Origin of the sequence: Streptomyces sp. NPDC056835, assembly GCF_042789485.1 — a bacterium.
In the GTDB taxonomy this organism is placed as follows: domain Bacteria; phylum Actinomycetota; class Actinomycetes; order Streptomycetales; family Streptomycetaceae; genus Streptomyces.
The window spans coordinates 24,525-50,225 of the sequence record NZ_JBHUBB010000011.1 but is presented as its reverse complement, the minus strand read 5'-3'; the positions used below and the strand labels follow the sequence as shown (position 1 = coordinate 50,225).

Sequence of the window (25,701 nt, the reverse complement as noted above, 5' to 3'; positions counted from 1 at the left end):
GGGCCCGGGGCGGACCCCGAAACTTCGGGACGACCTATTGACCGTACGGACGGGCAGTCATTAGCGTGGCGATCACCTTATCAGAAAGCGCTTTCTGAAAGCGCTTGTAGGCGAACAGCGCACTTATAACTGCCCGGTTTTCCCGAGGAGTTCACAGTGAGCCAGAGCGTCGCACCGGCATCAGCGCCGCCGCCGGAACCCGCACCCTCGCCCGTACCGGACAGGGAAGTGTCCGGGGTCGCCGAACGGAAAGGTCCGGGGGTGGCGGAGCGGCTGGCCCGTGCCGTCGAGGCCGGCTGGCGGCCCGTTGCCCTGCTGGCGGGCTGTTTCGCCGTCTGGTGGATCATCGCGGCGGCCGAACTGGTGGAGCCGTATCTCGTCCCCTCGCCCGGCGCGACCCTCGATGTGCTCACGGGCAAGGCCGACTACCTCTGGCAGCACACCTGGGTGACGACGTATGAGACGTTGCTCGGCTTTGTGATCGCGGTGGTGGTCGGGGTGCTCGCGGCCGTCGTCATGGTCTACTCCTCGACCGTCGAGAAGACGCTCTACCCCATTCTGCTCTTCGCCCAGGTCGTGCCCAAGATCGCCATCGCGCCGCTGTTCGTGGTCTGGCTCGGTTTCGGCATCACACCGAAGATCCTGATCGCCGTCCTCATCGCCTTCTTCCCTGTGGTGATCTCCATGGTCACCGGCTTGAAGGCGGTCGATCCGGAGATGCTCCAGCTCTCCGCCACCATGGGTGCGAAGCCCTGGCAGACCTTCGCCAAGATCCGCTTCCCGGCCTCGCTGCCGCATCTCTTCTCCGGTCTGAAGGTCGCCGTGACCCTCGCGGTGACCGGCGCGGTCGTCGGTGAGTTCGTCGGCGCCAACGAGGGGCTCGGCTATGTGATCCTCCAGGCGAACGGCAACCTCGACACCCCGATGCTCTTCGCGGGACTGCTCGTCATGTCACTGATCGGCGTCGTCCTCTTCGTCCTGGTCGAGATCGCCGAGAAGCTGCTGCTGCCCTGGCACGCCAGCCGCCGGGACACCAACGTCACCACCTCGTACTGACCGTCTCGACCGCTCGACCGTCTCGACCGCTCGATCAACTCGACCGTCTCGACCGCTCGACCGATTCGATCAACGTGACCGATTCGATCCCGTTCAGGGAAGGGCCAGCCATGCACGCGCGCAGACTCCTGATCGGCCTCGTACCGCTGCTCCTGGTCGCCACGGCCTGTGGCGAGGGCGGCTCGGGGACCACCACCAGCGACTCCGGCAAGAAGCTCGACAAGGTGACGCTGACCCTCAACTGGTATCCGTACGGCGAACACGCACCGTTCTACTACGGCAAGCAGCAGAAGATCTTCGAGAAGCACGGCATCGATCTGACGATCCGGGCGGGCCAGGGCTCGCAGAAGACCGTGCAGGCGACCGCCGCGGGCCAGACCGACTTCGGCTGGGCCGACACACCTGCCGTACTCAGCGGAGTGGACCAGGGCGTGCAGGTGAAGAGCCTCGGCGTCTTCCTCCAGACCACGCCCTCCTCGGTGCAGTTCTTCGCGAGCGAGAACGTCTCCACCCCCGCCGATCTCAAGGGAAAGACCATCGCGGGCACGGCCGGTGACGCGCTCACCAAGACATTCCCGATCTTCCTCAAGAAGAACGATCTCAAGGAGTCGGACGTCCGGATCCAGAACACCGACCCGGCGGGCAAGATCGCCGCGGTGATCTCCGGCAAGACGGACGCGCTGCTCGGTTACGCCAGTGACCAGGGCCCGACCATGCAGGACAAGGCCAAGAAGGACGTGTCGTATCTGCGCTTCTCGGAGCACGGACTCAACTTCTACTCCAACGGCCTGATCGCGGGTCAGAAGGTCCTCTCCGGCAGGAGTGAGCTGGCCGGACGCATGGTGCGGGCCGTCAGTGAGGCATGGGCGGCGGCGGAGAAGGCGCCGGACGCGGCCGTGGCGGACATGGACGGCGCCTCGGAGCAACTGCCGCCCACAAACGTCCTGTTGGAGCAGTTCAAGACGACCGTCACACTGCTGCACACCGACGCGACGCGTGGCAAGGCCCCGGGCGTCAACACCGAGGGCGACTGGCAGCAGACCATCGATGTCTTCTCCGAAGCCGGTCTGGTGAAGAGCCCGAAGGCCGTCGCGGAGTACTGGGACAGCGGCACGGCGCTGAAGGGATGACGATGGCCAGGGATACGACGCTCCGGAAGCCGGCCGACACGAAGGGCGGCGCCCCGGTGGAAGGCGAGACCGGGGCGGGAGGGCGGACGGCGGCGGTCGGTCTTGAGGACGTCGCCGTCCGGTTCCGTACGAAGAAGCGCGATGTCACGGCCCTCCAGGAGGTCTCGCTCGATATCGCGATGGGGGAGTTCGTCGCCATCGTCGGCCCCTCGGGGTGCGGCAAGTCGACGCTCCTCAAGCTGGTCGCGGGCCTCCTCACGGCGTCCTCGGGCGCCGTACGGCTCCAGGGTGAACGGGTCGACGGACCGCGGCACGACATCGGATACGTCTTCCAGCGGGCGGCGCTGCTTGAGTGGCGTACCGCCCGGCGCAACATCCTTCTCCAGGCGGAGATGCGCCGGATGCCCGCCGAACCGGCGCGCCGGCGCGTGGCCGAGCTGATCGAGATGACAGGTCTCAGCGGATTCGAGGACGCCTATCCGCATGAGCTGTCGGGCGGGATGCAGCAACGGGTCGCCCTGTGCCGGGCGTTGCTGCACGAGCCGCCCGTGCTGCTGATGGACGAGCCGTTCGGCGCGCTCGACGCCCTCACCCGCGAACAGATGAACATGGAGCTGAACCGCATCTGGCGGGAGACCGGCACCACCGTGCTGCTGGTCACCCACTCGATCTCGGAGGCGGTCTATCTCGCCGACCGGGTGGTGGTGATGAGTCCGCGCCCGGGCACGATCACCGAGATCATCGACGTGGGTCTGGAGGCCGAGCGCGACTATACGGAGACGCTCGGACGGCCGGAGTTCCAGGAGGCGACCGGGCATATCCGGGGACTGCTGGGAGCGGCCTCGGCGCAGGACTGAAACCGAGATGAGTGATGTCTCAGATGTGGGATACCGTTCCACATGTGAGAGAGAATGACACCGGCCCCGGACGCACCCCCGGACGCGACTCCGGACCCGATGCCCTCGACGTACTGCTCGCCGCTCGCCTCGCCGAACTGCGGGGCGAGCGCGGCTGGTCCCTGGAGGAGCTGGCAGCACGCAGCGGGGTAAGCCGCTCGACGCTGTCACGCGCCGAGCGGGGCGAGATCAGCCCCACGGCCTCGCTGCTCGGCCGGCTGTGCGCGTCGTACGGACGCACCATGTCGCAGCTCCTCAGCGAGGTGGAGGCGGAACCGGCCCAACTGGTCAGAGCGGCCGACCAGACCGAATGGAAGGACACCGCCTCCGGCTTCGTACGCCGCTCGGTCTCCCCGCCCCAGCCCGGCCTGCGCGCGGAAGTGGTCGAGGGCACCCTGCTCGCGGGCGCGGACATCTCGTACGAGCGGCCTCCGGTGCCGGGCATGGAGCAGCACATCTGGGTGCTCGAAGGCTCGGTCGAATTCACGATGGGGCGCGAGCGGCACACCCTGAACGCGGGTGACTGCCTGCGGACGCGCCTGTGGGGGCCCACGCGGTTCCACTGCCCGGGGCCCGCGCCCGTACGGTACGCGGTCGTGGTGGTCCACTCATGAGCCCCGAGGTGGTGCCGCTGTCCGCCGACGAACTCCTCGACGCCGTGGACGATCTCGTGGAGCTGCTGATCGACACCGTTCTCGGGGGCGCCTCGATCGGGTTTCTCACCCCCCTCGACCCGGCGACCGCGGCGGCCTGGTGGCGGGCGCGGATCCCGGCCGTCCGGGCGGGACAGCTCTCCGTACGGGTCTCCAGGGACGCCGGGCGCATCACGGGCACGGTCGGCGTGGCGTTCGCGGACAAGCCCAACGCCCGCCATCGCGCCGAGATCGTGAAACTGATGGTCCATCGCGACGCCCGCGGCAAGGGCCTCGGCCGGGCGCTGCTCAGTGCCGGGGAGCGGGCGGCGGCCGAGTCCGGAGTGACACTGCTGCTGCTCGACACCGAGACGGGCAGCCCCGCCGAGACGCTGTACCGCTCCTCGGGCTGGACCGCGGTCGGGACGGTCCCCGGGCACGCGGCGGACCCGGCGGGCACGCTCCGCCCGACCACCTTCTTCTACAAGGAGCTGCCCGCCCCTTCCTCCACCCCCACCTATCCACGCGGCCTCTAAGGGGGCAAGTGGCTCCCGGCCGCCGGTGACGGAGGCCGGGAGCCACTACGGACGACGAACGCCGGTGCTGAGTAGGTTCAGTACGTTCAGTACCGCAGCGCCGACAGATAGCGGTAGCTGTTCAGCGCGCTCGCGAACGGATCGGCCGGCGCGTCGTGCTCCACCAGCCATTGCCGTACGCCCCCGCTGCGCGCCGTGTCGAACATCGCCGCGAAGTCCAGGACACCCGAACCGACGTCCTCGAAGCCGCCGTTCGGCGCCATGTCCTTCACATGCAGCGCGGGGAACCGGCGGCGATCTGTCACGAACAGCCGGCGCGGGTCGTCCCCGCCCTTCGCCGCCCAGTACACGTCCAGCTCGAAGCCGACCAGCTCCGGGTCGGTCTCCTTGAGCAGGATGCCGTACAGGCTCTCGCCGTCGACCACGTCGTGATCGCCGTCGTGATTGTGGAAGAGCACCTTGAGCCCGGACTCCCTGGCGATGCGCCCGGCGGCGTTGAACTGCCGTGCCGCTTCCCGGTATCCGGCCGGTGAGTGCAGCTCCGCCGGCAGGCTCGGCACGACCACCCAGGAGCCGCCCAGCGTACGGACGTCCTCGATCGCCTGCGGCAGACCGCTGCCGGTGACCGTGGTGTAGGCGACATGTTCCAGGACCGCCTTGAGCCGGGTGGCGTCCAGCATCCGCCGGATCTCGGCGGCGCTGTGGCCGTGTCGGCCGCTGACACCGACCGTCGCGTAACCGATCTCCGCCAGGCGCTCCAGCGTCCCCCGGAAGTCCGTCGCGAGCGGGGTGCGCATCGTATAGAGGTGCATACCGATCCCGGACGGCGGGATGCGCCGCCGTCGGCGACCGGTGTGGGTGCTGGGAGTGGTGGTGGCCGCTGCCGCGGGGGTGCTCACGCCCAGCGCCGCCAGACCGACCGCCGCGCCCGCCGTGCCCAGGAACGCTCTTCGGGTGCCGTTCATCGTCACTCTCTCTCCTCTCAGCGTACGTGGATCGGGACCGCGCCGGTCGTCGTGTCGCCCTTGTCGTCGGTGACGGTCAGATGCGCTGTGTACGCGCCAGGCCGTGCGTAGGTGTGGGCCGCGCTCGGCCCCTCCGTACCCGAGCCCTTGGTGTTGTCACCGAAGTCCCAGTGGTACGAGGCGATGGTGCGTCCGGCCGCCGGCTTCACGGTGCTGGTGAGCTGCACGGCCAGCGGCGTGCTCCCCTCGGCGGGCGTCGCCTTGAGCGACACCTTCGTGGCCGGTTTCTTCTCCACTCCGGGGCCGTTGAAGTGCAGCCAGTCGACCGCGAACAGGTCCGGCTTCCCCGCCGACCAGTCAGGGTTGGTGAAGACCGCGTACAGCTTCACCGAGCCGCCGGGGCTCTTCAGCTTGACCGTGGGGGAGACCACATTGCCGAAGCCGCCGGTGTTGGGGATGGTCGCCTTCCCCAGCAACGGTCCGGTCGGTGAGCCGTTACGGAACTCGATGTCGCCGCCCAGACCGCCCGACGAGGCGCCCACCGTCACGGAGGTGATGCCCTTCAGATGCACCGGGTCGAAGGAGATCCAGTCACCGTCCTCGATCTCGGTCACCCGCTTGCCGCCCGAGGAGTCGGCGCGGTCGGCGATCACCGTGCCGTCGTTCGCGCCGCCGGTCGCGGTGCGGTGCTCCGCCTCCCGGAAGGTCGTACGCAGCGTCAGCGATGTCGAGCCGGTCAGCGCGGGTACGCCCTCGGCGCCCTTGTCCTCGTACTGCGCGGTGATGCCGTAGTACAGGTTCTGCCCGGGGCCATGGCTGTCCCCGGCATCGGTGACGATCTCCCCCGCACAACCGGTGTAGTTGTCCAGTGGATGCAGATGGCTGTCATGGCCGAGCTGGGACTGCACGACCACCCGCGAGCAGTCGATGCTGCCGCCCGGTCCGGTCTTCCCGTCCTCCAGGTCCTTCACCTTCACGGTGAACGGGATCGTGTCGCCGAAGCTGAACATCCCACCGTTCGGGGGCTGTTGGATGGTGACGACCGGTCTGGTGTTGCCGACGGTGATCTCCTGGACGGAGAGCGCGGTGAGCCCGCCGGGCCCGGTGACGGTCAGGCGCGCCGTGAACCGGCCGTTGTCCCGGTAGACATGGGACGGATTCGGCTCGGTGGAGTCGGTGGTCCCGTCGCCGTCGAAGTCCCACGCGTAGGACACCGGCTTGCCGCCGGGGAGGCCCGATCCCTCGCTGGAGAACGTCACCTTCAGCGGCCCGGGGCCGCTGTCCGGGGTCGCCGTGGACTTGGCGTCGGGCAGCCGGCCGTCGGCGACGTAGTCGATACGGTAGATGCCCGAGCCCTCGTTGCTGCCGCCCCGGCCCGTTCCGCTGCCGAGCCCGAAGTCGATGACGTACAGCGCTCCGTCGGGCCCGAAGTCGGCGTCGAAGGGCTGATTCCACTTCAGATCGCCGAAGACCCCGTTGATGGAGTGGAGATCACCCGCCTTCACCGGATCGAAGCGCGGATCCGTGAAGGTCTGGTCCTCCCGCTGGAGCGAGAACGCCTTGAACCAGGTTCTGGTCAGCTCGTAGGTGAGCCATTTCCCTTCGAAGTACTCAGGGAACTTGGACGGATAGGTGTTCTCGGGGTCGAAGTCGTAGACGGGACCGCTCATCGGCCCCGCGCCGCCCGTACCCAGCTCCGGGAATTCGGGCGAGGCCGAGTACCCGTACCAGACCATCGCCGGCTTGGCCGCGGGCAGATCCCGCAGGCCGGTGTTGTTCGGCGAGTCATTGACCGGCTTGGCACAGTCGAATTTCGCCCCCGAGGTACCGGTCGCGAAGTCGTAGTCATTGAACGGGGTGTTATTGCCGGTGCAGTACGGCCAGCCGTAATTCCCCGCCTCGGTGATCCGGTTGTACTCGACCGTACCCTCAGGACCCCGGTCGGCCACGGCCTCCCGCGCGTCCGGTCCGTAATCACCGACCAGCAGAGCGCCGCTCAGCGGGTCGGTGGTGATACGGAACGGATTGCGCATGCCCATCACATAGACCTCGGGACGGGTCTTCTCCGTACCCGGTGCGAAGAGATTCCCCGCCGGGATGGAGTAGGTGCCGTCGTCTTCCGGGGTGATCCGCAGAATCTTGCCGCGCAGATCGTTCGTATTGCCGGAGGTCATCTGGGCGTCCCAGGCGCGGCGGCCCTCGCGCTCATCGATCGGGGAGAATCCGTCGGAGGCGAACGGATCGGTGTTGTCGCCGGTCGCGACATACAGATCGCCGTTCTTGTCGAAGGCGATCGAACCGGCCATATGGGAATTCGCCCGGCCCTCACCGCGCAGTGTGGGAACGGTCAGCAGCCGTTTCTCGGAGGCCGGGTCGACGGTGTTTCCGGTGACCGTGAAGCGCGAGAGATTGATCCGTTTCTCGACCTTGTCGGAGTGCAGCAGATAGAGCCAGTTGTTCGCCGCGAAATCCGGGTCGAGCGCCAGCCCGAGAAGCCCGTCGGACTGGCTCGTCATCTCGGGGGTGTACGCGAAGTCCAGCGCCGTCGAGACCTGGAGCGTGTTCTGGTCGATCACCTTCAGCTTGCCGGTGCGCTGGATGAAGAAGACCCTGCGGTCCGGGGCGACGGCCAGCTCGAAGGGGTCGGCGAGATCGCTGGTTGCCAGCGCGGTGCGCTGGAAGGCGCCCGTCTTGGTGGCGGTGCAGTCGCCGGGCTTGTTGCCCGCGGCCCACTGGATCCCGCCCAGCAGATGCTTACGGAACGTGTCCTCCTGGAAGGAGGACGAGTCATGGCCGCCGGCGGTGAACCAGGAGCGTCCGCCGTCGTAGTTCTGGCACCACGACCACGGTTGGTCGACGCCCTCGTCCAGCCCGTCGACGCCGTCGTTCACCTTGATCTGGGCGAGCGTGTGCACCTTGCCGGTGGGGTTGGTGCGCCAGTTGTACCACTCCTCCGTGCGCTCCCAGAGCTGGGGAAGGCCCTGGGTGGAGGGGTGGGTCTGGTCCAGTACCTTCACCCGGCCGGTCTGGACGGCGGGGTGCTTGTCGAAGATCGCGCCGACCAGCCCCTCGTACCAGCCCCAGTCGCGCTCACTGGCGGACGCGGCGTGCAGACCGACCCAGCCGCCGCCCGCTCGTACGAAGCCCTGGAGGGCGGCGCGCTGGTCGGCGTTGAGCAGATCACCGCTCTCCGGGGTGGAGTTGGTGTTGTTGAAGACGATCGCCTGGAAGCGGGCGAGATTGTCCGCGGTGAAGGCCGTGGCGTCGTCGGTGGCCTCCACCTCGAACCCGTTCTCGCTGCCCAGCTGCTCAACAGCCTTGATTCCGGCGGGGATCGAGTCGTGCGTGAAGTTGGTGACCTTGGAGAAGACCAGAACGCGGTACGGAGCCGCGTCGGCGCGGGGTGGCGCGGCCATCCCGAGACCGAGGACGAGCGCCAGTAGCGCGATGATGACGAGGACGGGGGAGGAGGACGGGGGCAGAGCTCTGACGGACGACGTTCTCGTGGGCGTTCTCACGGATGTTCTCATGGGCGCTCCCGGTGCTGGTGAGCCGAGCTGCGGGTTAGAAAGCGCTTTCTGGAGTACGTCGCACAGCGTAGGTTCAGCTGTTACAGGGGGTCAATGGGTCGGAAGGGCTCTCTGTGATACGGGAGTTGGCGCCCGGGGTGAGGGAACTGGTACCAGGGACGGGGGAATTGGCGCCGGGTGGTGCCGATTCCGGGTGGTGCTGGTTCCGGGTCGTACCGATTCCGGGTCGTGTCGATTCCGAGCTCCGGACATACGGCTGACCCGCCCCGGGCCATCGCGCCGGGGCGGGTCAGTGGTGCGTGTGTTTCGGTGTGTACGGGTGTCGTCAGGCCGCGTCCAGCTCCGCCACCTCGGCGGGAGTCAGTACGAGGTCGGCCGCGGCGACCGAGTCGATGATGGTCTCCGGACGGCTGGAGCCCGGGATCGGCAGCACCGTGGGCGACTTGGCCAGCATCCACGCCAGGCACACCCGCTGCGGGCTCACGCCGTGAGCCTCCGCGATCCGGGCGAACGGCGCGTACGAGGAGCCGAGTTCACCCGCGCGCTTGATTCCGCCGAACGGACTCCACGGCAGGAACGCGATGCCCAGCTCCGTGCAGAGTTCGAGCTCGGGCTCGCTGGAGCGGAAGGCCGGTGAGAACTGGTTCTGCACCGAGGCCAGCCGGCCACCGAGGATCTCATTGGCCGACCGGATCCGATCCGGGTCGGCATTGGAGATACCGGCCTGAAGGATCTTGCCCTCGTCGAGCAGATCGCGCAGTGCGCCGATGGACTCCTCGTAGGGAACCTCCGGGTCGGGACGGTGGAACTGGTAGAGCCCGATCGCCTCCACGCCGAGCCGGCCGAGCGACGCCTCACAGGCGCGCCTGAGGTGCTCGGGGGAACCGTCCAGCGTCCAGGAGCCGTCGCCGGGGCGCAGATGGCCGCCCTTGGTGGCCACCAGCACCTCGGAGCCCCGGCTGTGGGAGGCCAGTGCCTTGGCGATCAGGGCCTCGTTGTGGCCGACGTCGTTGGCGTCCCGGTGGTAGGCGTCCGCCGTGTCGATCAGGGTCACCCCGGCGTCCAGCGCCGCGTGGATGGTGGCGATGGACCGGGCCTCGTCGGGCCGTCCCTCGATCGACATCGGCATACCGCCCAGACCGATCGCGCTGACCTCGACGGTTCCGATGCGGCGAGTCTTCATGGTGTGGAGCACCCTTCCTGCTGCGACGCCCGCCGGGTCCGGCGGACACCCTCCAGCTTTGCCGTCGGCCCCTGAGACGTCCAATAGAAGAAAACGAACGCATTGAGTGATGAGACTTCTCAAACGAGACCTCCCGCCATCCCAGCTGGATTAGGCTCGTACGTCGTGGAACTCCGACATCTCGAATACTTCGTCGCCGTCGCGGAAGAGCGCCACTTCACCAGGGCCGCCCAGCGGCTGTTGGTCTCGCAGTCGGGACTCTCGGCCTCCGTCCGCGCCCTGGAGCGCGAGCTGGGCGCGCGGCTCTTCGTACGCTCCACCCGCAGGGTCGAGCTGACCGGCGCCGGCCGCGCCCTGCTCGTGGAGGCATCGCGCGCGCTGGCGAGCGTACGGGCGGGCCGGGAGGCGGTCGCGGCGGTGCAGGGGCTGCTGCGCGGCACCCTGTCCGTCGGCACCGAGCAGTGCGTCACGGGCGTACACGTCCCGGGTCTGCTCGCGCGGTTCCGGGCGGAGCACCCCGAGGTCGAGGTACGGCTGAGGCAGGCGGGCTCCGCCTCGCTCGTGGAGGATGTCGCGGACGGACGGCTCGACCTCGCCTTCGTCGCCGTGTCCGGGACCGTGCCCGACGGTGTAAGGCTGGTGCCGCTGGCCAGCGAGCCGATGGTGCTGCTCTGCCATCCCGATCATCCGCTGGCCGGGGCGCAGAAGGCCGAATGGGCCGAGCTGGGCGGCGAGGTCTTCGTCGACTTCCACGAGGACTGGGGCGCCCGCGGCCTCACCGACCGGGCCTTCGCCGCCGCCCGCATCGAGCGGCGGGTCGCTCTGGAGGTCAATGACGTGCACAGTCTGATCGAGCTGGTCGGGCACGGTCTCGGCATCGCGGTGGTGCCCCGCCCGATCGCGCGCAAGGAGCAGGCCGCGGCGCTGGGGACCGTACCGCTGGCCGGTGCGGAGGACCACCTCTGGGAGGTCTCGGCGGCCGTACCCGAGGACCAGCGCACGGGCCCGGCGGCCCGGGAGGTGCTGTCGTACCTGACACGCGCCGGGGCGCGGACCCCCGCCGCCTGACATCTCCTCTCCTGGCCGGTGTCTCCGCGGGCCGGTGTCTCCGTACGACTCAGGGCCGCTCCAGCCACCCCCGGATGAACGCGGCCTGCCCGACATGCTGAAGATCGTCGGAGATGACGCTGACCAGCCGTACGCCGAGAGTGACGGCCGGGGTCCACGCGTCGTCGACGACCCGGCGGAGGTCCGCGTCCTTGAGCGGGCCGAGGTACTTCACCGTCCGCTCGTGAACGGCGTCGTGATAATCGGCGAGCAGTTCCGCGGAGATCCCGCCGAGCGAGGCCACGTCCTTGGGGGAGTGGCCGTATCCGGTGGAGCGGCGCGAGAACGGCAGCTCGAACCTCTCCGACCACTCCTGCGCGATCCACACCTCTTCCGTACCGGCCGCGTCGGCGATGTGATCGTCCTGGACCCGGGTGAGATGCCAGATCAGCCAGGCGATCGAATTCGCCCCGTCGTCCAGCCGTAGGGCCAGCTCGTCGGGGGAGAGGCCGTCCACCGCCTCGTGGACGGTCTCGCGGATACGGCCGAAGGCGTCGATGAGCAGATCAACGCTCGCGGTCATGGCAGGCTCCACTTCTGTACGTCTTCCGCTTCCGTACGGTGTCTCCCGTACGTCGTCGTCTTCCGTACGTCGCAGGTCTTCCACGGCGCCCTCGACAGCGGCGGCTTCCGGATCGAGGGGTCCCGGTCCCTTCCAGGTTCCCTCGCGCGGCCCGGCGATGCGCTCCGAGGAGGCGATCCGCTACCACCCAAGCCTCACGTACGCGTCAGGAACCCGGAGATCCGCTCCCGCAGCGACCGCGCGTCAAGGCCCTGCCCCGCCAGATGCTCCTCCAGCTGTCCGTACCGGCGCAGGTCGCGGCGTGCCACACCGAGTCCCAGCACCCGGTGCGGGGTCTCGACCAGCGCGTCGTTGGCCGCGGCAGCGGAAGTGCCGGCCAGATACGGCTCGACGAGCACGACATCCGCCGCGTCACCGCCCGTGACGGCCCGGCGCAGCGCCGCCCCGTCGAAGGGCCGCACGGTCGTCGCGTACAGCACCGTCGTATCCAGCCCCTCCGTCGCCGCCAGCACGTTGTCCAGCATCGGCCCGACGGCGATCACCACCCCGGCGCGCCCCTCGCGTACGGTGCTGAACCCGGCGCCGGTCACGGGCCGTGCCCGCTCGTTGCTCTGGAGGGACAGCCGTACATAATCCCGGCCGTCCCCGGCGGCGGATCGCCGCAGCAGAGCCTCGGCCTCGTCGGGATGGCCGGGTACGTGCACCGCCCAGCCGTCGAGTGTGTCCATCAGCGCGACATCACCGGGCGCCATATGGGTGAAACCGCCCGCGGGCCAGTCGTAGGAGGCCCCCGCGCTGACCAGCACGCCGCCCACGCCCTGATTACCGAAGTCCAGCTTGACCTGCTCGAAAGGCCGCTCGACCAGGAAGCCGGCGAAGGTGTGCACGATGGGCCGCAGGCCGGCGAGGGCCAGTCCGCCGCCCACTCCGATCAGCAGTTGTTCACGGATCCCGACATTGATCACGCGGTCCGGATGGCGCCGCTCCGCGGCGTCGAAGCCGTCCCGGCTGATCTCGGCGAGGACGACGGCGAGCCGTGGGTCGTCGTCCAGCAACTGGGAGGTGGTGGAGATGAAGCGGTCGCGCATGGTGTCCATGGAAATGCCCCTCTTGATGGGTGCGGTCGGCTGATGCGGTCGGCGGAGTGCTGTTGGCGGAGTGCCTTTGGTGGTCGAACGTGGCGCGACGCTCAGGACTTGGGCTCGACGCGGGCCACGACCGCCCGGGGTCGCCCCGCGTGCGGCGCGGTGAAGGCCGCGTACAGCGCCTCGTGGTCCCGGCCGTCGACGGCCGGGACCGACCAGCCGGCCGCCTCGAACCGCGACGCGATGCCACCGGGCCAGCCGTACGTCGCGGACGCGTTGTCGATCACCAGCGTGTGGAGCTGATCGAGTCCCGCCGGACCCGCGTAGGCGATCGCCTCGTGGTTGCTGCCCTCGTCCAGTTCGGCGTCCCCGATCAGCACCCACACACGCGGGTCGGTGAGCCCCCGCGCACGGAGCCCGAGCACACTGCCCACGGCGAGCGGCAGTCCGTGCCCGAGCGAACCGCTGCTGATCTCCACGCCCGGAATCAGCGTCCGGTCGGGGTGATGCCCGAGCGGCGAGTCGTACGAGCCGAAACCGGGCAGCGTCTCCTCGGCGATGAATCCCTTGGCGGCGAGGACGGCGTAGTACGCCATCGGCCCGTGCCCCTTGGAAAGCAGGAACCGGTCCCGCCCCGGCGCGTCGACACTCTCGGGCGACACGCGCAGGACCCGGTCGTACAGCACCCACAGAGCGTCCAGCGTGGAGGTCGCGGCCGTTCCGTGCTTCTCGTCCCCCGTCATCAGGGCCAGCAGCCGGTTCAGATCCTGGTATCCCGCTACGGAGGTGATGTCTGTCGTCTTCATGCAACCCACGGTGCAACTTCAACCGCGCTTGAGGTCAAGCGCCCGATCCGCCCGGAAAGCGATTCGTGACCACAGGTCCGAGTGCGGTATTGTTCTCATGCGCGTTCGGGCCAGGGAAACCCCAGGTCAGACGGGCATCGGGACGTGGCGCAGCTTGGTAGCGCACTTGACTGGGGGTCAAGGGGTCGCAGGTTCAAATCCTGTCGTCCCGACCAGCGTTTTCGCAGGTCGCAGGCGGTATCGGAGAAATCCGGTACCGCCTTTTCCGTGTTTCTTGGGGACCAGTTGGGGACCAGCCGGTCTAGGTGTATTGCCCTGTGAGGTTGGGGACGCGGCTGGCGGGTGGTTGGCCCTTGAGCGCGGTGTGTCCGCGGTGGTGATTGTAGGTGTGGAGCCATTGGGGGTAGGCGTCGCGTCGTTCCTGTTCGGTCCGGTAGGGCTTGGCGTAGGCCCATTCGTCGAGGAGGGTGCGGTTGAACCGCTCGACCTTCCCGTTGGTCTGGGGCCGGTAGGGCCGGGTTCGCTTGTGTGAGATCCCTTGTTCGGCAAGGGAGGTGCGCCACAGGTGGGACTTGTAGCAGGAGCCGTTGTCGGTCAGGACCCGCTGCGACGTTCGTAGCGTGGTTGAGCCTGCGGTAGCCGGTCAACCACGACGGTGCGCGCAAGCAGGACCGCGCCTATCGGCGGGCGTGGAACTTCGCCTGCGTCTGCTCGCCGCGTCAGACCAAGATCCTCGCCTATCTCAAGGTTCACCCGCAGGAGGTCGACCTTGAGCCCGGGTTCACCTGGGACGTGTCCGGGCCCGGCCAGCACGGGACGGGGGACCTTGAGGTTCAGCTCCCGTCCGAGCACGATCTGATGGAACGACCTCTTACGCTGCCGGAGGGTTAGGGGAGGCCGGCCACGCTTCGCCGGCGCTGAGCTCCGGCGAAGGCGTTGACGAGGCCGAGTACGAGGAGCCCGATACCCGCGTACAGGCCGAGTACGAGGACCTGATGGCTGATGCTCGCGTCGTGGAAGTAGAGAACCTTGCGCAGCATCGTCGCCCCGGCACCTGGCGGCAGGGCCTGGCCCAGGGCCTTCCAGCCTTCGGGCATCATGGGCATGGCAGTTGCGGCACCGCTGGCGGGAACGCCCAGGAGGAAGAATAGCAGGCCACCGACCGCGGACCCGGCGATCCCGACCACCGATACCAAGGCGCTGACGGAGGCGCACACGGCCAGAGTGATCAGTCCGAGGGCGAGTGATGTGGCCCAGAATCCTGTGCCTGTACCCACCCCGAAGCCGGATGCGATCGCAGTCGCCAGCACTCCGATGCACAGTGAGTAGATAACCGTGAACAGAAGTGGCAACTCGCCTGCTGCCAGATTGGCGCGGTAGCGCGGAACCAGCTGGCCGAGTCCCACGGCGCCGATCGTCCCGGCGAGCACGGCGAGTTGGACCAGCACCGCGATGCTCCCCCCTGCTGAGTCGTCAGCCGGGAGTGGACTGATCTCCGTCACCTTGGTGTTGGGCTGGCCAAGCACCGTGGTGAGCGTGGCGGCTACCTGAGGCGACGCGGCGGTCGACTTCAGGAATTCGCTTCCCTGAGGAGTCACGACGAGGGCCCCGTAGACGTCGAACTTCCCGATGTGCTGCACCGCTTCTGTGCGATCCGCATACGACTTGACGTTCAGGGCGTCACCTCCCTTCTGCGCCAGCTGCTCACCTTGGGCTGCCGGCCCTACGAAGCCCACCGGAACGTGATGGGGCTTCGGGAAGTGGGAGAGACTGAGAAGGCAGGTTCCCAGGAGCGCCACCATCACCACACCGAGCAAGGCCAGGACCGTCGCCCGCGGCGACCTTGATGTGGACGCCGAGCATCCGGGCGAGGATCGCGGCGGGAAGCTCGGTCGCGAGGGTGAACAGGGCAGTGGACCGATCCTGTTTGGGCCGAATCCCGATGCTGTGGAGGCGCTTGCCGATCTGGCTGTCGGTGAGAGGGCGCCCTGGATGGCCGCCCGGGAACAGCCAGGGGCAATCGTCCGGAGTGCCGATCTTGGCCTTGCCCCGCAGCGGGTCGCGACGAGCTCACGGACCAGGCTGGCCAGCGGTGCGGGGAGGACTACTGGCGAGCTGCCGAATGTGATCGCGACGGTGTCGCCGTCGATGTGGACATCGTCGGCGGTGAGTTGGCTGATGGTAGCGATCTTCTGCGCATAGAGGATCAGCAGCAGGCCGGCGACGCGATCCGGGGTCGGCAGCGTGTCGTCGGTGAGGAGGCGCCGGGCGTCGGCCCACCGTTTCTCGCTGTCTATGGCACCCTGGGGTCCGGTCCAGCGGACGGTGCCGTAGGTGAGTCCGCGGCCGTGCCGGTGCTGTACCGACCAGCGTACGAAGTGGCCGGTCTCGTCGCGGTAGCTGACCGTGGCATCGGCCATCCAACGTTCCAGGTCCGGCTGGGTGCACGTTCCCAGTGTGAGTCCTTCGTTGTTGAGCCAGGTCAGAAAGCTGTCGGCTGCGGTGACGTGACAGCGAACGTTCAGATCCTGGAGTCGAGTCGTGTGGTCTTCGCCGAGGCGTCTGCGGAGCCGGCGCATGTGGTGCCAGACCGCATAGCCGTGCAGGATCCGACGTTCGGCGAGATCGGTGCGGGCCTGGACGGTCTCGGTGATCCAATTCTCCAGGTCGACGAGCCGTTCGTCGCGGGGCGGGAGGGTGCCGGTCGCGACCAGGACACTGCGCAGGTGGGCCAGCACTTTGCCCGGGGGCAGTTCGTCGAGGACCTCGTGGGTGACTGGCCGCTCGTCGCGTCCAATGTGCTCCAAGAGATCGCGTGCCTTTGAGCGCGAGACCCAGGCGATGGCGACGTCGGGGCGCTCGGCACTTGTCAAGGCTTCGTGGAACGGGGCGAGTTCAGGGCGGAGGGCTCCGCTTGCGTCACCGAGGAGGTCGCGTACTCGCTGGTCGAGGACGCATCGCTGGCAGGGGCGGGGGCTGAGCTGCCAGGTGGTGGTGCAGACCGGGCAGCGGCCCCAGAAGTCGGGGTCGGGGTTGGTGCACTTCGCGCACAACGGCGCCTCCCAGGTGCCGCCGCGGGCCTGGGCGACGGAGTCGCAGCCGCTGCAGGTCACCCACCGGTGCTGGCAGCGTTCGCACCACGGCCGGCCGGTGGCCCGGGACATCTCGCAGGCCGCCATTCGTCCGCAGATGCCGCACTCTGCGGTGATCCTTGGGCGGCAGTTGTTGCAGCGGGGGCCGTCGGGCAGTCGGGTCGCGACGGGCATGCGTCGGCGGCAGCCAACGCACTCCTCCAGGTTCGAGGGCTGTCTGATCATGCAGTTCGGACACAACGGCCGGCCCTCAGAGTCGCGGGTGGCGGGCTCGCGCACGGCCCCGCAGCCGGAGCAGGGGACGGCCGCGTGGCGGGCAAAGCAGGCCCGGCAGATCCTCTTGCCCTCCAGCAGTTTGGACAGCGCCTTCACTCCGTGGCAGCGCGGGCAGGCAGGCCGGACCACCTTGGTCGCCCCGGCCTCGACGAGCTCATTGATGAACCGCAGGGCAGCAGGAGTGGGGGCTTCGTAACCGGCCCCGGTCAGCAGCTCGGGGCGGGCGACGACGGCCCAGGCCAGGCGTCGCTGCCCGGCGGGCCGGACGGTGGCACGGCCGAGCGCGGCCAGGACCGCGTCGGTGTTGAGGGCGGGATCGAGGTTCGTGATCAGCTCGGTGAGTTCCCGGAGCGGATCGCCGTCGGCGTCGGGGCAGTTCTGACAGCGGGGCTCGCCGTTGCGGTCCCGGCTGGTGACGCGTCGTTCTTCGTGGCAGCCCGCGCAGACTGCCGGCTTGTCGAAGCAGGGCGAGCATCCCCACCGTCCGCCGCTGCTGCTGCCGACGTAGCGGCATGCGCGTCCGCACTCGCCGCAGCGGGGCAGTGCGACGTCCTGGGCTCCGGCGTCGTGGAGGGCCATGAGTAGTTTGGCGACGCAGTAGGGCGCCGGTGGTTGTCCGGTCCGCAGCAGCGACGGGTCGTCGTGCAGGGCCTGGGCGAGACTGCGGCGGCCTGCTCGTGCGCGTACGACTGTGAGGACGATGTCGCGGATGTGCTCGGCGGGCAGGTGCTTTTCGACGTTGCCGACCAGGCGCACGACCAGGCCGACTGGATCCGCGAGGACCTCGTCGGCGAGACCGGTCACCGGTCGACTCCGGTGATCCGGGCCCTCCGGGGGCGCAGGTCGCCGACTCCTTCGGAGATCGAAGTGCCGCCTGCGGCGGCCTTCTTCGGCTTCGTTGCGGAGCCGGCCACGGCGATGGGCTCGATGAGGTCGTCCATGGTGCAGTCGAGGATGTCGAGCAAGGCCATGAGGATCTTCAGGCTGAGGCGTTCGGGTCGCTCGACGACAAGTCGGTAGACCTGGCTCGACGACAGTGTGATGCCGCGTTCCTTCAGCGGTGGGATGAGGTCGGTGGTGGAGAACATCCCGCGGTCCGCCATGACCTTGCGCAGGTGCCAGTGATAGTCGAGCTTGGCGGCCATCATCGGGTCCTTCCTCGACAGACGCCGGCGAACGCCGGGGCCAGGGCCTTGCTCAAGGCAGTGTTCATGAAGTCGTCGCTGACGTGCGTGTAGATGGCCGTGGAGCTGTCGCACTCGTGACCGACCTGCTGCTGGATGAAGCGCCGGTCCACCCCGTCCTCGGTCAGATGCGTGACGTAAGAATGGCGAATTGAGTGCGGAACTAGTTCTTTTGGGAGCTTTAGTGCGTCGCGGTATGCCTCGAACCGATCGTTGATCGAGCTCGGCTGTAGGCGTCCTCCGCGTTCGGTGATCCACAGAGCCGGGTGATCGGGGAAACCGAAGCGCGGCCGGACGTTCTCGACATAGTCCTCGACCGCCTCGACGGCCCAGTCCATCACCGACAGCACGTTCCTTCGTCGCGGCGGCTGGCCCTTCTTCGCCTTGCCATAGCGGACGTTGAGCGTGCCGTACCGGCCGAACTGGCGAGCCTTCGGGTTCCGTCCGAAGTCGACCACGTCCAGCTTCGACGTCTCGGTCCGACGAAGGCCCCAGCCGTAGATGACCTTGAAGAGGGTGGCGTCGCGGTAGGCCGCGAGGGCGCCCTTGCGCTTGGACTTCACGGCACGTGCGACCTGGTCATCGGCGTAGTCGAGGAACCGTTGCAGTTCTTCGCGGGTGAACGGCCTCGCTTCCGGATCGCCTTCGTAGTCCTGCAGGTGGGGCAGGGTGTTCCACTCGTGAGCGATCGCCACCGGGTGAACGCCGAAGGCTTCTTCGCAGGCAGGTCCCCAGCCGTAGCGGCCGTGGATGAGGAACTCGGTGAACAGCCGGATGTCACCCTGGTAGCTGCGGATCGTGGACGGCGCCAGATGCTTCTCGCCCGTCAGCGAGGCGGACCACTCATCCATGTGGGCCGGTGTCCACTGCCACGGGTAGTCGTTCGCGAACTCGAGGAACCGGCGGACGAGCCGTTCCCTGGGGTCGATCGTCTCGTCCTTCAAGCCTCGCGACTTCTGCTGAGCCCGCCAGCCCCTCAGCATCGCGTCGAACATCGCGTCCTCCGGACGCAGCTGAACCACCCCGGACACGAGCTCCAGATGAGCTGCCCCGGCCAGGGCCACCTTCTGCTGATGCACCACTCCAGACCATCCCTTCTGGAGGGCAAATCATGCATCAAACGGGACCACCTCGGCAACATACCTGCTCAGGCTGCTAGTCCGTAGTAGCGTCGGAGACCGTCAAGCCCTCGCAGTGAGCAGGCGACCTGCGACTTCTCGCCCATCTGATGCAATTCCCGAGGGTCGGCGTAGCCGGCGCTCACCGCGGTGCGCATGTGCCCGTACTGAACTGCCAGTGCCACCAGTCCGCCGGGTCGGCGGGCGATGTGCCAGGCCAGAGTGCGGCGGAAGCGGCCCGTGCCGACCCGTCCATGCGGGTCGGCCGGGATTGCCTCAGCCTGTCGTCCCCGGCTCTGGGCATGAGTGTTGACCCACTCGATGAACGACTCGATGCGGTTGCTCATCGTGGCGATCGCCAGCGACCTGCCGCTGCGGCGCTCGGGCTGGAGCGGTTCGTGGACCTCGATTGCGAACAGCAGTCCGTGCCCGCCGAGTTGTTCCAGCACCCGCACTGCCGTGACGACCTGCGGGACTGCCACCCAGGGAGCTTCGCGTACGACTCCGGCGGATCGGTGATTGCCGTCGTCGTCGCGGGCGACCTTGAACTGCCGGGCATAGATGAGGTGCCGCCGGGCCGCCTCCGGCGGCCCCTGTGGATCCGGGCAGCACCCGTTCTCCAGCGCCAGGATCTCCCCGGTTCGCATCCCGGTGAGATAGCCCAGGACGATGAAACAGGCGGTGACCAGGTGTTTCAGGATCCCGGGGACGTCGTGGAAGTCGAACGGACCGTGCCAGGGCTCCCCGCCCAGTTTCGCGGTGATGGGGGTATCCAGCAGGCACCGGCCGGGGTTTTGGACCTTGTATGCCTTCCAGCGCGGATAGTTCATGACCTGGTGGACCCTCACGGCCGGAGTCCCCGTCAGCCCGGCCAGGAACACCCCCGGCGTCGAGATCTTCGTGTCTCCGATCAACGCCGGGACGGGTCTGCCCTCGGCCTCCAGCTGTTCGAGGTAGGTGACCAGCCGCAGGCCCGATCCCTTCTTGAACGGGCCCTTCAGCCCTTCCGCGATCTCGACCAGCCGTCGGTGTTCCTCGAAGGCGGCCAGGATGTCGTCGGCGTACTCCTCGACGAACCGCAGGGCCCAGACCAGCAACGGCCCCATCGTCGCCGGGGCGATCGGCTCGGTGACGTTCTCGCCCAGCGGCGAGGCCGCCGGCAGGTAGTCGTCCATGCCCTCCTCGACCCAGGGCGGCGCGACGAGCCGGTCGGAGCCGGGCAGATACAACCGTCCGTAGTAGTGCAGCCGGGAGAGCGCGATCAGATGACTGGTGGCCGTGTTGCGGGCCAACCCCCGTGCCTTGTCGAGATGACGGCTGCAGTCCGACAAGTCTTCGGCCGTCACCAGCGAGAGCTGCTTGATCCCGCGCTCGTCGAGCCACTGGGCGAACATTGACCAGTCACTGACCGTCCTCGTGATTCGGCCGACGCTGAGCTTGGAGCGCATAGCCGCGCCGCGCAGGGCAACGTCCCGGTCGGGCAGCGGGTAGTTGATCAACGTCCAGGATGCGTAGCGGAACGGCTCCCTGAAGACCTCGGGGAACCATCGCCAGCGGATGATGTCGTCCGTCTGCGACGGGTTCTGGGTCAGCGCAAGCAACGACCAGCCGTCGTCGCCGTAGCGGGGCACGAAGTCGCGGCGGCCCTCGACCGCCCGGTCAGGATCGAACACGAAGGCGTCGGCCGCCGGGGTCGCGAAGCGGGCGTTCAAGGCCAGAGTCATGCGTCGAATCCCTTCTTCAGCAGCTGGTCAATGATCCTTCGTTCGTGGGCACTTGCCGTCTCCAGGGCGTCGTTCCATTCCGTGTCGGTGAAGGCGGGGGCCTTGCGCAGGTTCCGTATCCGCGCGAAGGGCTCGCACCAGTCCTGGTCCCACACCTCCGGCGAAAGCACCGCCCTCAGCTCCTCCAGCACGTGCAGCAGATAGGCCAGCCGCGGCAGGTGACGCGGAGTGATCACGGCGTTCGGGCAGGCCGTGCAGAGCAGGAACGACGCCCGGCAAGGCACCCCCTGTTCCCCGAACGGGCTGTGGGTGTAGTCGCTGCAGCTGGTGGTCGGGGTGTCCTTCTCCACGTTCGTGTCCGCCCGGCTGATCTGGGCCTTGAACGACGACCTGGCCGCCTCCAGCGCCTCCTCGACCCCGTCGGTGATCACCGGTTGGGCCGCCGCGTGCGTGCGCGGGTCCGCCAGGACATAAGCGCCGTCGTGGGTGTCCTGACTGTGCTGCGTGGGCTGCCGCTGATGCGCGATCACCACGGTCTTGCGCAGGCGCCGCAGGTTCAACGAGCCCTCGCCGCCCAGCTCCTGGCGCCAGTTGCGCCAGATATTGGCGTGGAAGTGGCTATCGAACAGGCTGGCCGCCCCCTCGCCGTAAGCGGCCCGCCGCTGAGCAAGCCGCCAGACGATCAGCCGGTCGGTGGGTGCCCCCACGTTCTTCAGCATCTCCCGTGCCGGAGCGGTGGACTCGATCGCCTGCGTGATCAGCCGCCCGGGAGAGCTCGCTCCCCAGTCGGCCAGGTTCCTCGTCTCGTAGCCGTCCGCCGGGCGACGGCGCCGCTTCTCCAACTCGACCCGGTAGATGATCTGCCCCTCGTTGCCCGCGTCGGGGCTTGCATCGGGCACCTTCATCTCGACGACCGGGGTCGCGTTCCACCCGTAGGCCGCGATGATCAGGACCATCAGTGCGCAACCCTCATCGGTGGTCATGAACAGCCGCATCCACGTGTCCTCGGCCCGGTTGCCGCCCAGGGCTTGGGTGTAACGCGGGTCGGGACGGAGGCGGCCATCCGAGCGGACGAGGAACGGCGTCGAGCCGGTGCGGACCAGCTGGTCCAGTGCCTCACCGACGAGCCAGTCGTCTGTACCTCTTTCGAACCTGCCCGCCCGCCAGTCAAGGAGGTGCTGCCAGTTGGCACGGATGCGATGCAGGGCCGGGCGGAACCGCTGCGTGGCAAGCAGCTTGATGCGGTCGAACTCGGCTTCGCTGTAGGCGATCTCCTTCGGCGCCTTCTCCTTCGGCATCCGCTTGTTCATCAGCTTCCGGGTCTCCTCGGGCACCAACGGATGCTGCTTCAGCAGCCGGGCGACCTTGCGGACCTGCCGACTCCCCGTGGAGTTCGGTGTGTGGCTCAACCGCCAGCCCGCCCAGATGTCCGGGGTCAACTCGCCCAGAGACTGCGGGACTTGCTCCTGTTCGGCCAGGAAGCGGCTGAAGTAGAGAAAGATCAGCCAGGACTCCCGGCTGGAGGGCAGCGTCTTCCAGGTGCCGGTGGGCCCGCACTGAACGGCGAACGCCTCCGCCAGTTCGCGCTGCAGCAGCGGACCGACCGCCAGCTGGCCGAAGTCGTAACTGGCTTTGGTCGCCCCGTTTTCGGCCACGTGCCAGACCAGCAGTTCACCGGGCTCCAGCGGCGGCTTGCGCCGGTGCCCGTCGTCCCCGGGCAAAGCAGCGCGGCGTCCTCGCGTGCTCATGCCGGTGCCTCGCTGTCCAGGACGCGTTCCGACGTCTTCGCGATCCGGGCCAGCAGTTCGTTGGTGCCCGGGTCGGTCTCGTCCAGCAGCAGGGACCGGATCTGCAGGTCCGAGACGGGGGCGAGGTAGATCTTGCGGGTGGTCTCCTCGCTCGCGTGATCGAGGAGGTCCTTGACCATCCGCCAGGCATCCCCATAGAGCAGGCGGAAGTCCCGCCGCTCCTCCGGGGTGAGTCCGAACCGTTTGTCCATGGCGTGCATCAGCGCGACCAGCATCTTCAACGCGAAGGTGTGCCTTGTGTCCGCAGAGGCCGTGTGCGGATGACTCCGTGTGGCGATTGAGCAGGTCCTCTCGCAGAGGCGGCTTTCGCGACGCAGATGGTCGGTTGTGTTGTATTCCGCAGGATCTCCTGTGATGCAGGTCACTCTCTCTCGTGTTCCTCGGGCCGCGCTGTCAGTGGGGACTGAGATCGTGCCTCCGTGAGCGAATTGGTGGAACATGTGGATGAGCAGGACCGCGTCTTGGGAGTCGTCGAACGAGGCGACGCGGAGCGTCAGCACTGGCCGCATCGCATTGCCACGACGATCTGCCGTGATCAGGCAGGGCGGACCTTGGTGCTGCGGCGGTCCGAGACGCATTCCCGGTTCCCTGGCTACTACGACGTGATGGTCGGTGGCGCCGTGAACGTGGGCGAGTCGTATGAGGAAGCCGCGGCCCGGGAACTGTCCGAAGAGCTGGGCGTTCGTGTGCCCGTGCGCTTCATGTTCAAGTTCCTTTGCCGGGAGGGGATCAGCCCCGTGTGGTTTGGGGTTCATGAAGCTGTCGTGTCGGAACACCTGGTCCCGGACCCGGGTGAGATCGGCTGGCAGGACTGGCTGACGTTGGACGAACTGCGCGACGTGATTGATCAATGGTGCTTCGTTCCGGGAGGGCGGGAAGCTCTGCGTCGATACTTGGAGTCCGGATCCGGCAGCGGTGCGGGCGAACTGGCTGGGTGATAGGCGATGCGGGTGGCCTCGGTCCAGGGCGGGCATTTCAGCTGCAGGACCCGATCACCGTGGTTCGTGGTGCTGGAAGCCGCCTGACTTGGGTGGTTCGGGCGGAGGCTTCGCGGAGCCGGACGATCTCTTCGTGTTGCGCGGCGAGGCGAGCCAGGGATTGAGAGCGGAAGTCGGTGAGCTCGTCGATCGTCTCGTCAGACTGGGCAATCCGGGCTTTGAGCTTGGCGTTCTCTGCCTTGAGGCGGGCGATCTGGGCTTCGCGGGGGTCGGGGATTTCGCCGGCATCCTGGAGGGCCCGCAGGCGTCGTTCGAACTCGACGCGGAGGTGACCGTAGGGGCGGGTGCCGTAGAACGCGGTGCGGTCGACGGCGGCCTCGTTGGCGAGGGTCTTGATGTCGCATTTTCCGCCGGGCGGGATCTCGCCGCGTAGGAGGCGGTCCATGGCGGCTCGGATGCGGTTCTCGTTCTCGGTGCGCTGGGTTGCAGAGATTCTCATGCGGACTCCTCGTCCGTGGTGGCGCTGGCGGCGTCGATCTCGGCGACGACTCGGAGGGCTCGGTCGTAGTCGGCCTGGAGCCGGGTGCGTTCGGTCTTGCGGGTGGTGCCGAGTTGGCCGATGAAGATCTTTGTTCTGTCGGCGTGCTCGGCCCAGACGGGGCGGTGACCGGGGTGATGGGTGGCCTGCGGGCAGCGGGCTGAGTCACACATCCCGATCAGCGGACGGTCCGCGGTGGGGGTGCCCGCGAGTTTGAGGCAGAGCGCCCGGGAAGGGGCGGTGAACCAGCAGTAGTTCGCCGGTCCGAGGTGCAGGACGTTGGCGCGTTTGGTCAGGAGGTTGAGGACGTCGCGGTCGTTGCGCTGGGTTTTCGGGGCGGTGGCCGAGGCGGCATCGAGTTGGGCGTCGATGCCGGCGAAGAACTCGGTGAGGCTGCGGGCGCCGGGACCGGCGGGCAGAACGCCATCCTGGTAGTTTCGGAACTCCTCCAGTACCAGTTGGAGATTGCGCTCGCTCTCGTGCTTGTTGACCTCGGCCAACAGCTCGGCCTGGGCCCCGCCAGGGCGCGAGGCATAGCCCTCCGTTGTGGCCACGGCGATATGTTTCATGTAGATCTTGGTGGCCAGGACGCCGCCGGGCCGGTAGGCCATTTCCAGCGACAAAGTGCGCCGCAGCATCCGCAAGTTGACTGGTCCCCCGGGGATTGGCGCCAGGCCAAGTCGTTGGCCGGCCTCGGAGTTAGCCCAGTTCTTGAACCACTTGAAGCGGACGTTGAAGGAGAACCTGCCGATCAGCAGGGCTCCTTCTGCCGGGGCGTCGTGCAGTTGCTCGAGGAGTTCGATCGCGCGATAGACCGGTGCGATGACGACCCACTCGTCGTCGGTGCCGCCCAGCGGCTGCCCTTTGACGATCTTGCTTGCGATCCGGTAGCGAGTCAGGCCCGGGACGGCCTCGTCGGGCGGTCGTCGGCAGCCGATGCGCAATTCCATCAGCTCACTCGCGCGCATGCCTGAGATGGCGGCAGCGGTGATGATCGCGGCGGTGCGGACGATGCCGACCAGGGCGACGGCCTGGGGCCGGGACAGTGGCAGGGTCCAGGGCAGTGGCGATGTTCCGTCGGCTGCGGGGACCGGGTCGGCATCGCTTGGAGGACTTCCCGGACGGTGGAGGCGGCGGCTGTGATGCCGGGAGTGTGGCGAGTTCGCCGTGCACCCTGCGGTAGGCCCCACGGCGGGGTCTCCCGGGCCGGGCGCAGGATCAGGATGCGGATCGAGGGGGCGGTGGGTGGTCGGCCTGGCCTCTTGGGCCTGCATGTGCGGGCGTGGAGCTGCTTCATCAAGTCCCGGTGCCGGCGCGGTACCGTTTCGGGTTGGACCAGCAGCCGCAGTCGGCGCGGGACCTGGCGGGGCAGTGGTACCGGCAGAGCGGCGGGGAGAGCCCGGTCTTCCGGGGCGGACTTAGCCCGGTCCGGACCGGGCTGCCGTTCGAGGACGGTGATCCGGTGGCGCAGGACGAGGATCTTCGTGTCCTTGTCGCGGTCGCTCATCGGTAACAGCCGCAGAGCTGCGAACGCGTTGGTGACGGTCAGGTAAGCGAGACGAAGCAACACGACT

The 25,701-nt window shown here is 68.1% G+C and carries 22 protein-coding genes, 1 tRNA gene and 2 pseudogenes; 10 read left to right on the top strand and 15 right to left on the bottom strand.

Features of this window, described 5'->3' with window-relative positions:
* Positions 1-228: 228 nt before the first annotated feature.
* The 5 genes from ACFRMN_RS14680 to ACFRMN_RS14660 all read left to right on the top strand — a co-directional run bounded on the left by ACFRMN_RS14680 (position 229) and on the right by ACFRMN_RS14660 (position 4,250).
* Positions 229-1,056: an ABC transporter permease gene (locus ACFRMN_RS14680; protein WP_383019071.1), complete on the top strand. Its 828-nt coding sequence runs from the start codon at positions 229-231 to the stop codon at positions 1,054-1,056.
* 110 nt (positions 1,057-1,166) lie between these two features.
* A complete protein-coding gene (locus tag ACFRMN_RS14675; RefSeq protein WP_383018630.1) occupies positions 1,167-2,186 on the top strand; it encodes an ABC transporter substrate-binding protein in 1,020 nt (339 codons plus the stop codon).
* On the top strand, positions 2,183-3,043 hold the full coding sequence (locus ACFRMN_RS14670; RefSeq protein WP_383018627.1) for an ABC transporter ATP-binding protein: 861 nt from the start codon (positions 2,183-2,185) through the stop codon (positions 3,041-3,043). Before ACFRMN_RS14675 ends, ACFRMN_RS14670 begins: the two co-directional genes overlap by 4 nt.
* 44 nt (positions 3,044-3,087) lie before the next feature.
* Complete coding sequence (locus ACFRMN_RS14665) at positions 3,088-3,696, top strand: helix-turn-helix domain-containing protein (RefSeq protein WP_383018624.1); 609 nt, start codon at positions 3,088-3,090, stop codon at positions 3,694-3,696.
* Positions 3,693-4,250, top strand: a complete 558-nt coding sequence (locus ACFRMN_RS14660; protein WP_383018621.1) for a GNAT family N-acetyltransferase — start codon at positions 3,693-3,695, stop codon at positions 4,248-4,250. The genes ACFRMN_RS14665 and ACFRMN_RS14660 overlap by 4 nt, the downstream gene beginning before the upstream one ends.
* 86 nt (positions 4,251-4,336) lie before the next feature.
* Here ACFRMN_RS14660 and ACFRMN_RS14655 read toward each other — a convergent pair whose 3' ends face one another.
* The 3 genes from ACFRMN_RS14655 to ACFRMN_RS14645 all read right to left on the bottom strand — a co-directional run bounded on the left by ACFRMN_RS14655 (position 4,337) and on the right by ACFRMN_RS14645 (position 9,928).
* Positions 4,337-5,215: a sugar phosphate isomerase/epimerase family protein gene (locus ACFRMN_RS14655; RefSeq protein WP_383018618.1), complete on the bottom strand. Its 879-nt coding sequence runs from the start codon at positions 5,213-5,215 to the stop codon at positions 4,337-4,339.
* 17 nt (positions 5,216-5,232) lie between these two features.
* The gene (locus ACFRMN_RS14650; RefSeq protein WP_383019068.1) at positions 5,233-8,631 is read right to left on the bottom strand and encodes a ThuA domain-containing protein; all 3,399 of its coding nucleotides are present in this window, start codon (positions 8,629-8,631) and stop codon (positions 5,233-5,235) included.
* A gap of 439 nt (positions 8,632-9,070) precedes the next feature.
* Positions 9,071-9,928 (bottom strand): aldo/keto reductase, encoded by an 858-nt coding sequence (locus ACFRMN_RS14645; RefSeq protein ID WP_383018615.1) that lies wholly within the window; start codon positions 9,926-9,928, stop codon positions 9,071-9,073.
* Positions 9,929-10,093: 165 nt separating this feature from the next.
* Here ACFRMN_RS14645 and ACFRMN_RS14640 point away from each other — a divergent pair, with 165 nt between their 5' ends.
* Positions 10,094-10,996: a LysR family transcriptional regulator gene (locus ACFRMN_RS14640; protein WP_383018612.1), complete on the top strand. Its 903-nt coding sequence runs from the start codon at positions 10,094-10,096 to the stop codon at positions 10,994-10,996.
* Between the two features lie 49 nt (positions 10,997-11,045).
* Here ACFRMN_RS14640 and ACFRMN_RS14635 read toward each other — a convergent pair whose 3' ends face one another.
* The 3 genes from ACFRMN_RS14635 to ACFRMN_RS14625 form a co-directional block, all read right to left on the bottom strand.
* A complete protein-coding gene (locus tag ACFRMN_RS14635) occupies positions 11,046-11,558 on the bottom strand; it encodes a DUF664 domain-containing protein (RefSeq protein ID WP_383018609.1) in 513 nt (170 codons plus the stop codon).
* A 194-nt stretch (positions 11,559-11,752) separates the two neighbouring features.
* A complete protein-coding gene (locus ACFRMN_RS14630; RefSeq protein WP_383018606.1) occupies positions 11,753-12,655 on the bottom strand; it encodes a transketolase family protein in 903 nt (300 codons plus the stop codon).
* 92 nt (positions 12,656-12,747) lie between these two features.
* On the bottom strand, positions 12,748-13,449 hold the full coding sequence (locus ACFRMN_RS14625; protein ID WP_383018603.1) for a transketolase: 702 nt from the start codon (positions 13,447-13,449) through the stop codon (positions 12,748-12,750).
* Positions 13,450-13,587: 138 nt separating this feature from the next.
* Between ACFRMN_RS14625 and ACFRMN_RS14620 the strand changes: the two genes are divergently transcribed.
* Positions 13,588-13,664, top strand: a tRNA-Pro gene (locus ACFRMN_RS14620).
* Positions 13,665-13,750: 86 nt separating this feature from the next.
* Here the strand turns inward: ACFRMN_RS14620 and ACFRMN_RS14615 are convergent.
* Positions 13,751-14,062: pseudogene (locus tag ACFRMN_RS14615) on the bottom strand (integrase core domain-containing protein); the annotation flags it as partial.
* 47 nt (positions 14,063-14,109) lie between these two features.
* On the opposite strand from ACFRMN_RS14615, the pseudogene ACFRMN_RS14610 reads away from it, so the two are divergent.
* A pseudogene (locus tag ACFRMN_RS14610) lies at positions 14,110-14,340 on the top strand (hypothetical protein); the annotation flags it as partial.
* On the opposite strand, the gene ACFRMN_RS14605 reads toward ACFRMN_RS14610, so the two are convergent.
* From ACFRMN_RS14605 to ACFRMN_RS14580, 6 genes are all read right to left on the bottom strand, one after another.
* Positions 14,337-17,621, bottom strand: coding sequence for an ABC transporter permease (locus ACFRMN_RS14605; RefSeq protein WP_383018600.1), 3,285 nt, complete (start codon positions 17,619-17,621; stop codon positions 14,337-14,339). The pseudogene ACFRMN_RS14610 and the gene ACFRMN_RS14605 sit on opposite strands and share 4 nt — an antisense overlap.
* Positions 17,618-17,965 (bottom strand): helix-turn-helix domain-containing protein, encoded by a 348-nt coding sequence (locus tag ACFRMN_RS14600; RefSeq protein WP_383018597.1) that lies wholly within the window; start codon positions 17,963-17,965, stop codon positions 17,618-17,620. Before ACFRMN_RS14600 ends, ACFRMN_RS14605 begins: the two co-directional genes overlap by 4 nt.
* On the bottom strand, positions 17,962-19,083 hold the full coding sequence (locus ACFRMN_RS14595) for a tyrosine-type recombinase/integrase (protein WP_383018594.1): 1,122 nt from the start codon (positions 19,081-19,083) through the stop codon (positions 17,962-17,964). Before ACFRMN_RS14595 ends, ACFRMN_RS14600 begins: the two co-directional genes overlap by 4 nt.
* Before the next feature lie 65 nt (positions 19,084-19,148).
* A complete protein-coding gene (locus tag ACFRMN_RS14590; protein ID WP_383018591.1) occupies positions 19,149-20,843 on the bottom strand; it encodes a hypothetical protein in 1,695 nt (564 codons plus the stop codon).
* Positions 20,840-22,591: a hypothetical protein gene (locus ACFRMN_RS14585; RefSeq protein ID WP_383018588.1), complete on the bottom strand. Its 1,752-nt coding sequence runs from the start codon at positions 22,589-22,591 to the stop codon at positions 20,840-20,842. The genes ACFRMN_RS14590 and ACFRMN_RS14585 overlap by 4 nt, the downstream gene beginning before the upstream one ends.
* Positions 22,588-22,872 (bottom strand): hypothetical protein, encoded by a 285-nt coding sequence (locus tag ACFRMN_RS14580; protein ID WP_383018585.1) that lies wholly within the window; start codon positions 22,870-22,872, stop codon positions 22,588-22,590. The genes ACFRMN_RS14585 and ACFRMN_RS14580 overlap by 4 nt, the downstream gene beginning before the upstream one ends.
* A gap of 198 nt (positions 22,873-23,070) precedes the next feature.
* Here ACFRMN_RS14580 and ACFRMN_RS14575 point away from each other — a divergent pair, with 198 nt between their 5' ends.
* The gene (locus tag ACFRMN_RS14575; protein WP_383018582.1) at positions 23,071-23,589 is read left to right on the top strand and encodes an NUDIX hydrolase; all 519 of its coding nucleotides are present in this window, start codon (positions 23,071-23,073) and stop codon (positions 23,587-23,589) included.
* A gap of 37 nt (positions 23,590-23,626) precedes the next feature.
* On the opposite strand, the gene ACFRMN_RS14570 is transcribed toward ACFRMN_RS14575, so the two are convergent.
* On the bottom strand, positions 23,627-24,088 hold the full coding sequence (locus tag ACFRMN_RS14570; protein ID WP_383018579.1) for a hypothetical protein: 462 nt from the start codon (positions 24,086-24,088) through the stop codon (positions 23,627-23,629).
* Positions 24,085-25,095 (bottom strand): hypothetical protein, encoded by a 1,011-nt coding sequence (locus tag ACFRMN_RS14565; RefSeq protein ID WP_383018577.1) that lies wholly within the window; start codon positions 25,093-25,095, stop codon positions 24,085-24,087. The genes ACFRMN_RS14570 and ACFRMN_RS14565 overlap by 4 nt, the downstream gene beginning before the upstream one ends.
* 362 nt (positions 25,096-25,457) lie before the next feature.
* On the opposite strand from ACFRMN_RS14565, the gene ACFRMN_RS14560 reads away from it, so the two are divergent.
* Entirely contained in the window at positions 25,458-25,640 is a 183-nt protein-coding gene (locus ACFRMN_RS14560; protein WP_383018574.1) for a hypothetical protein, read from the top strand.
* Positions 25,641-25,701 lie beyond the last annotated feature (61 nt).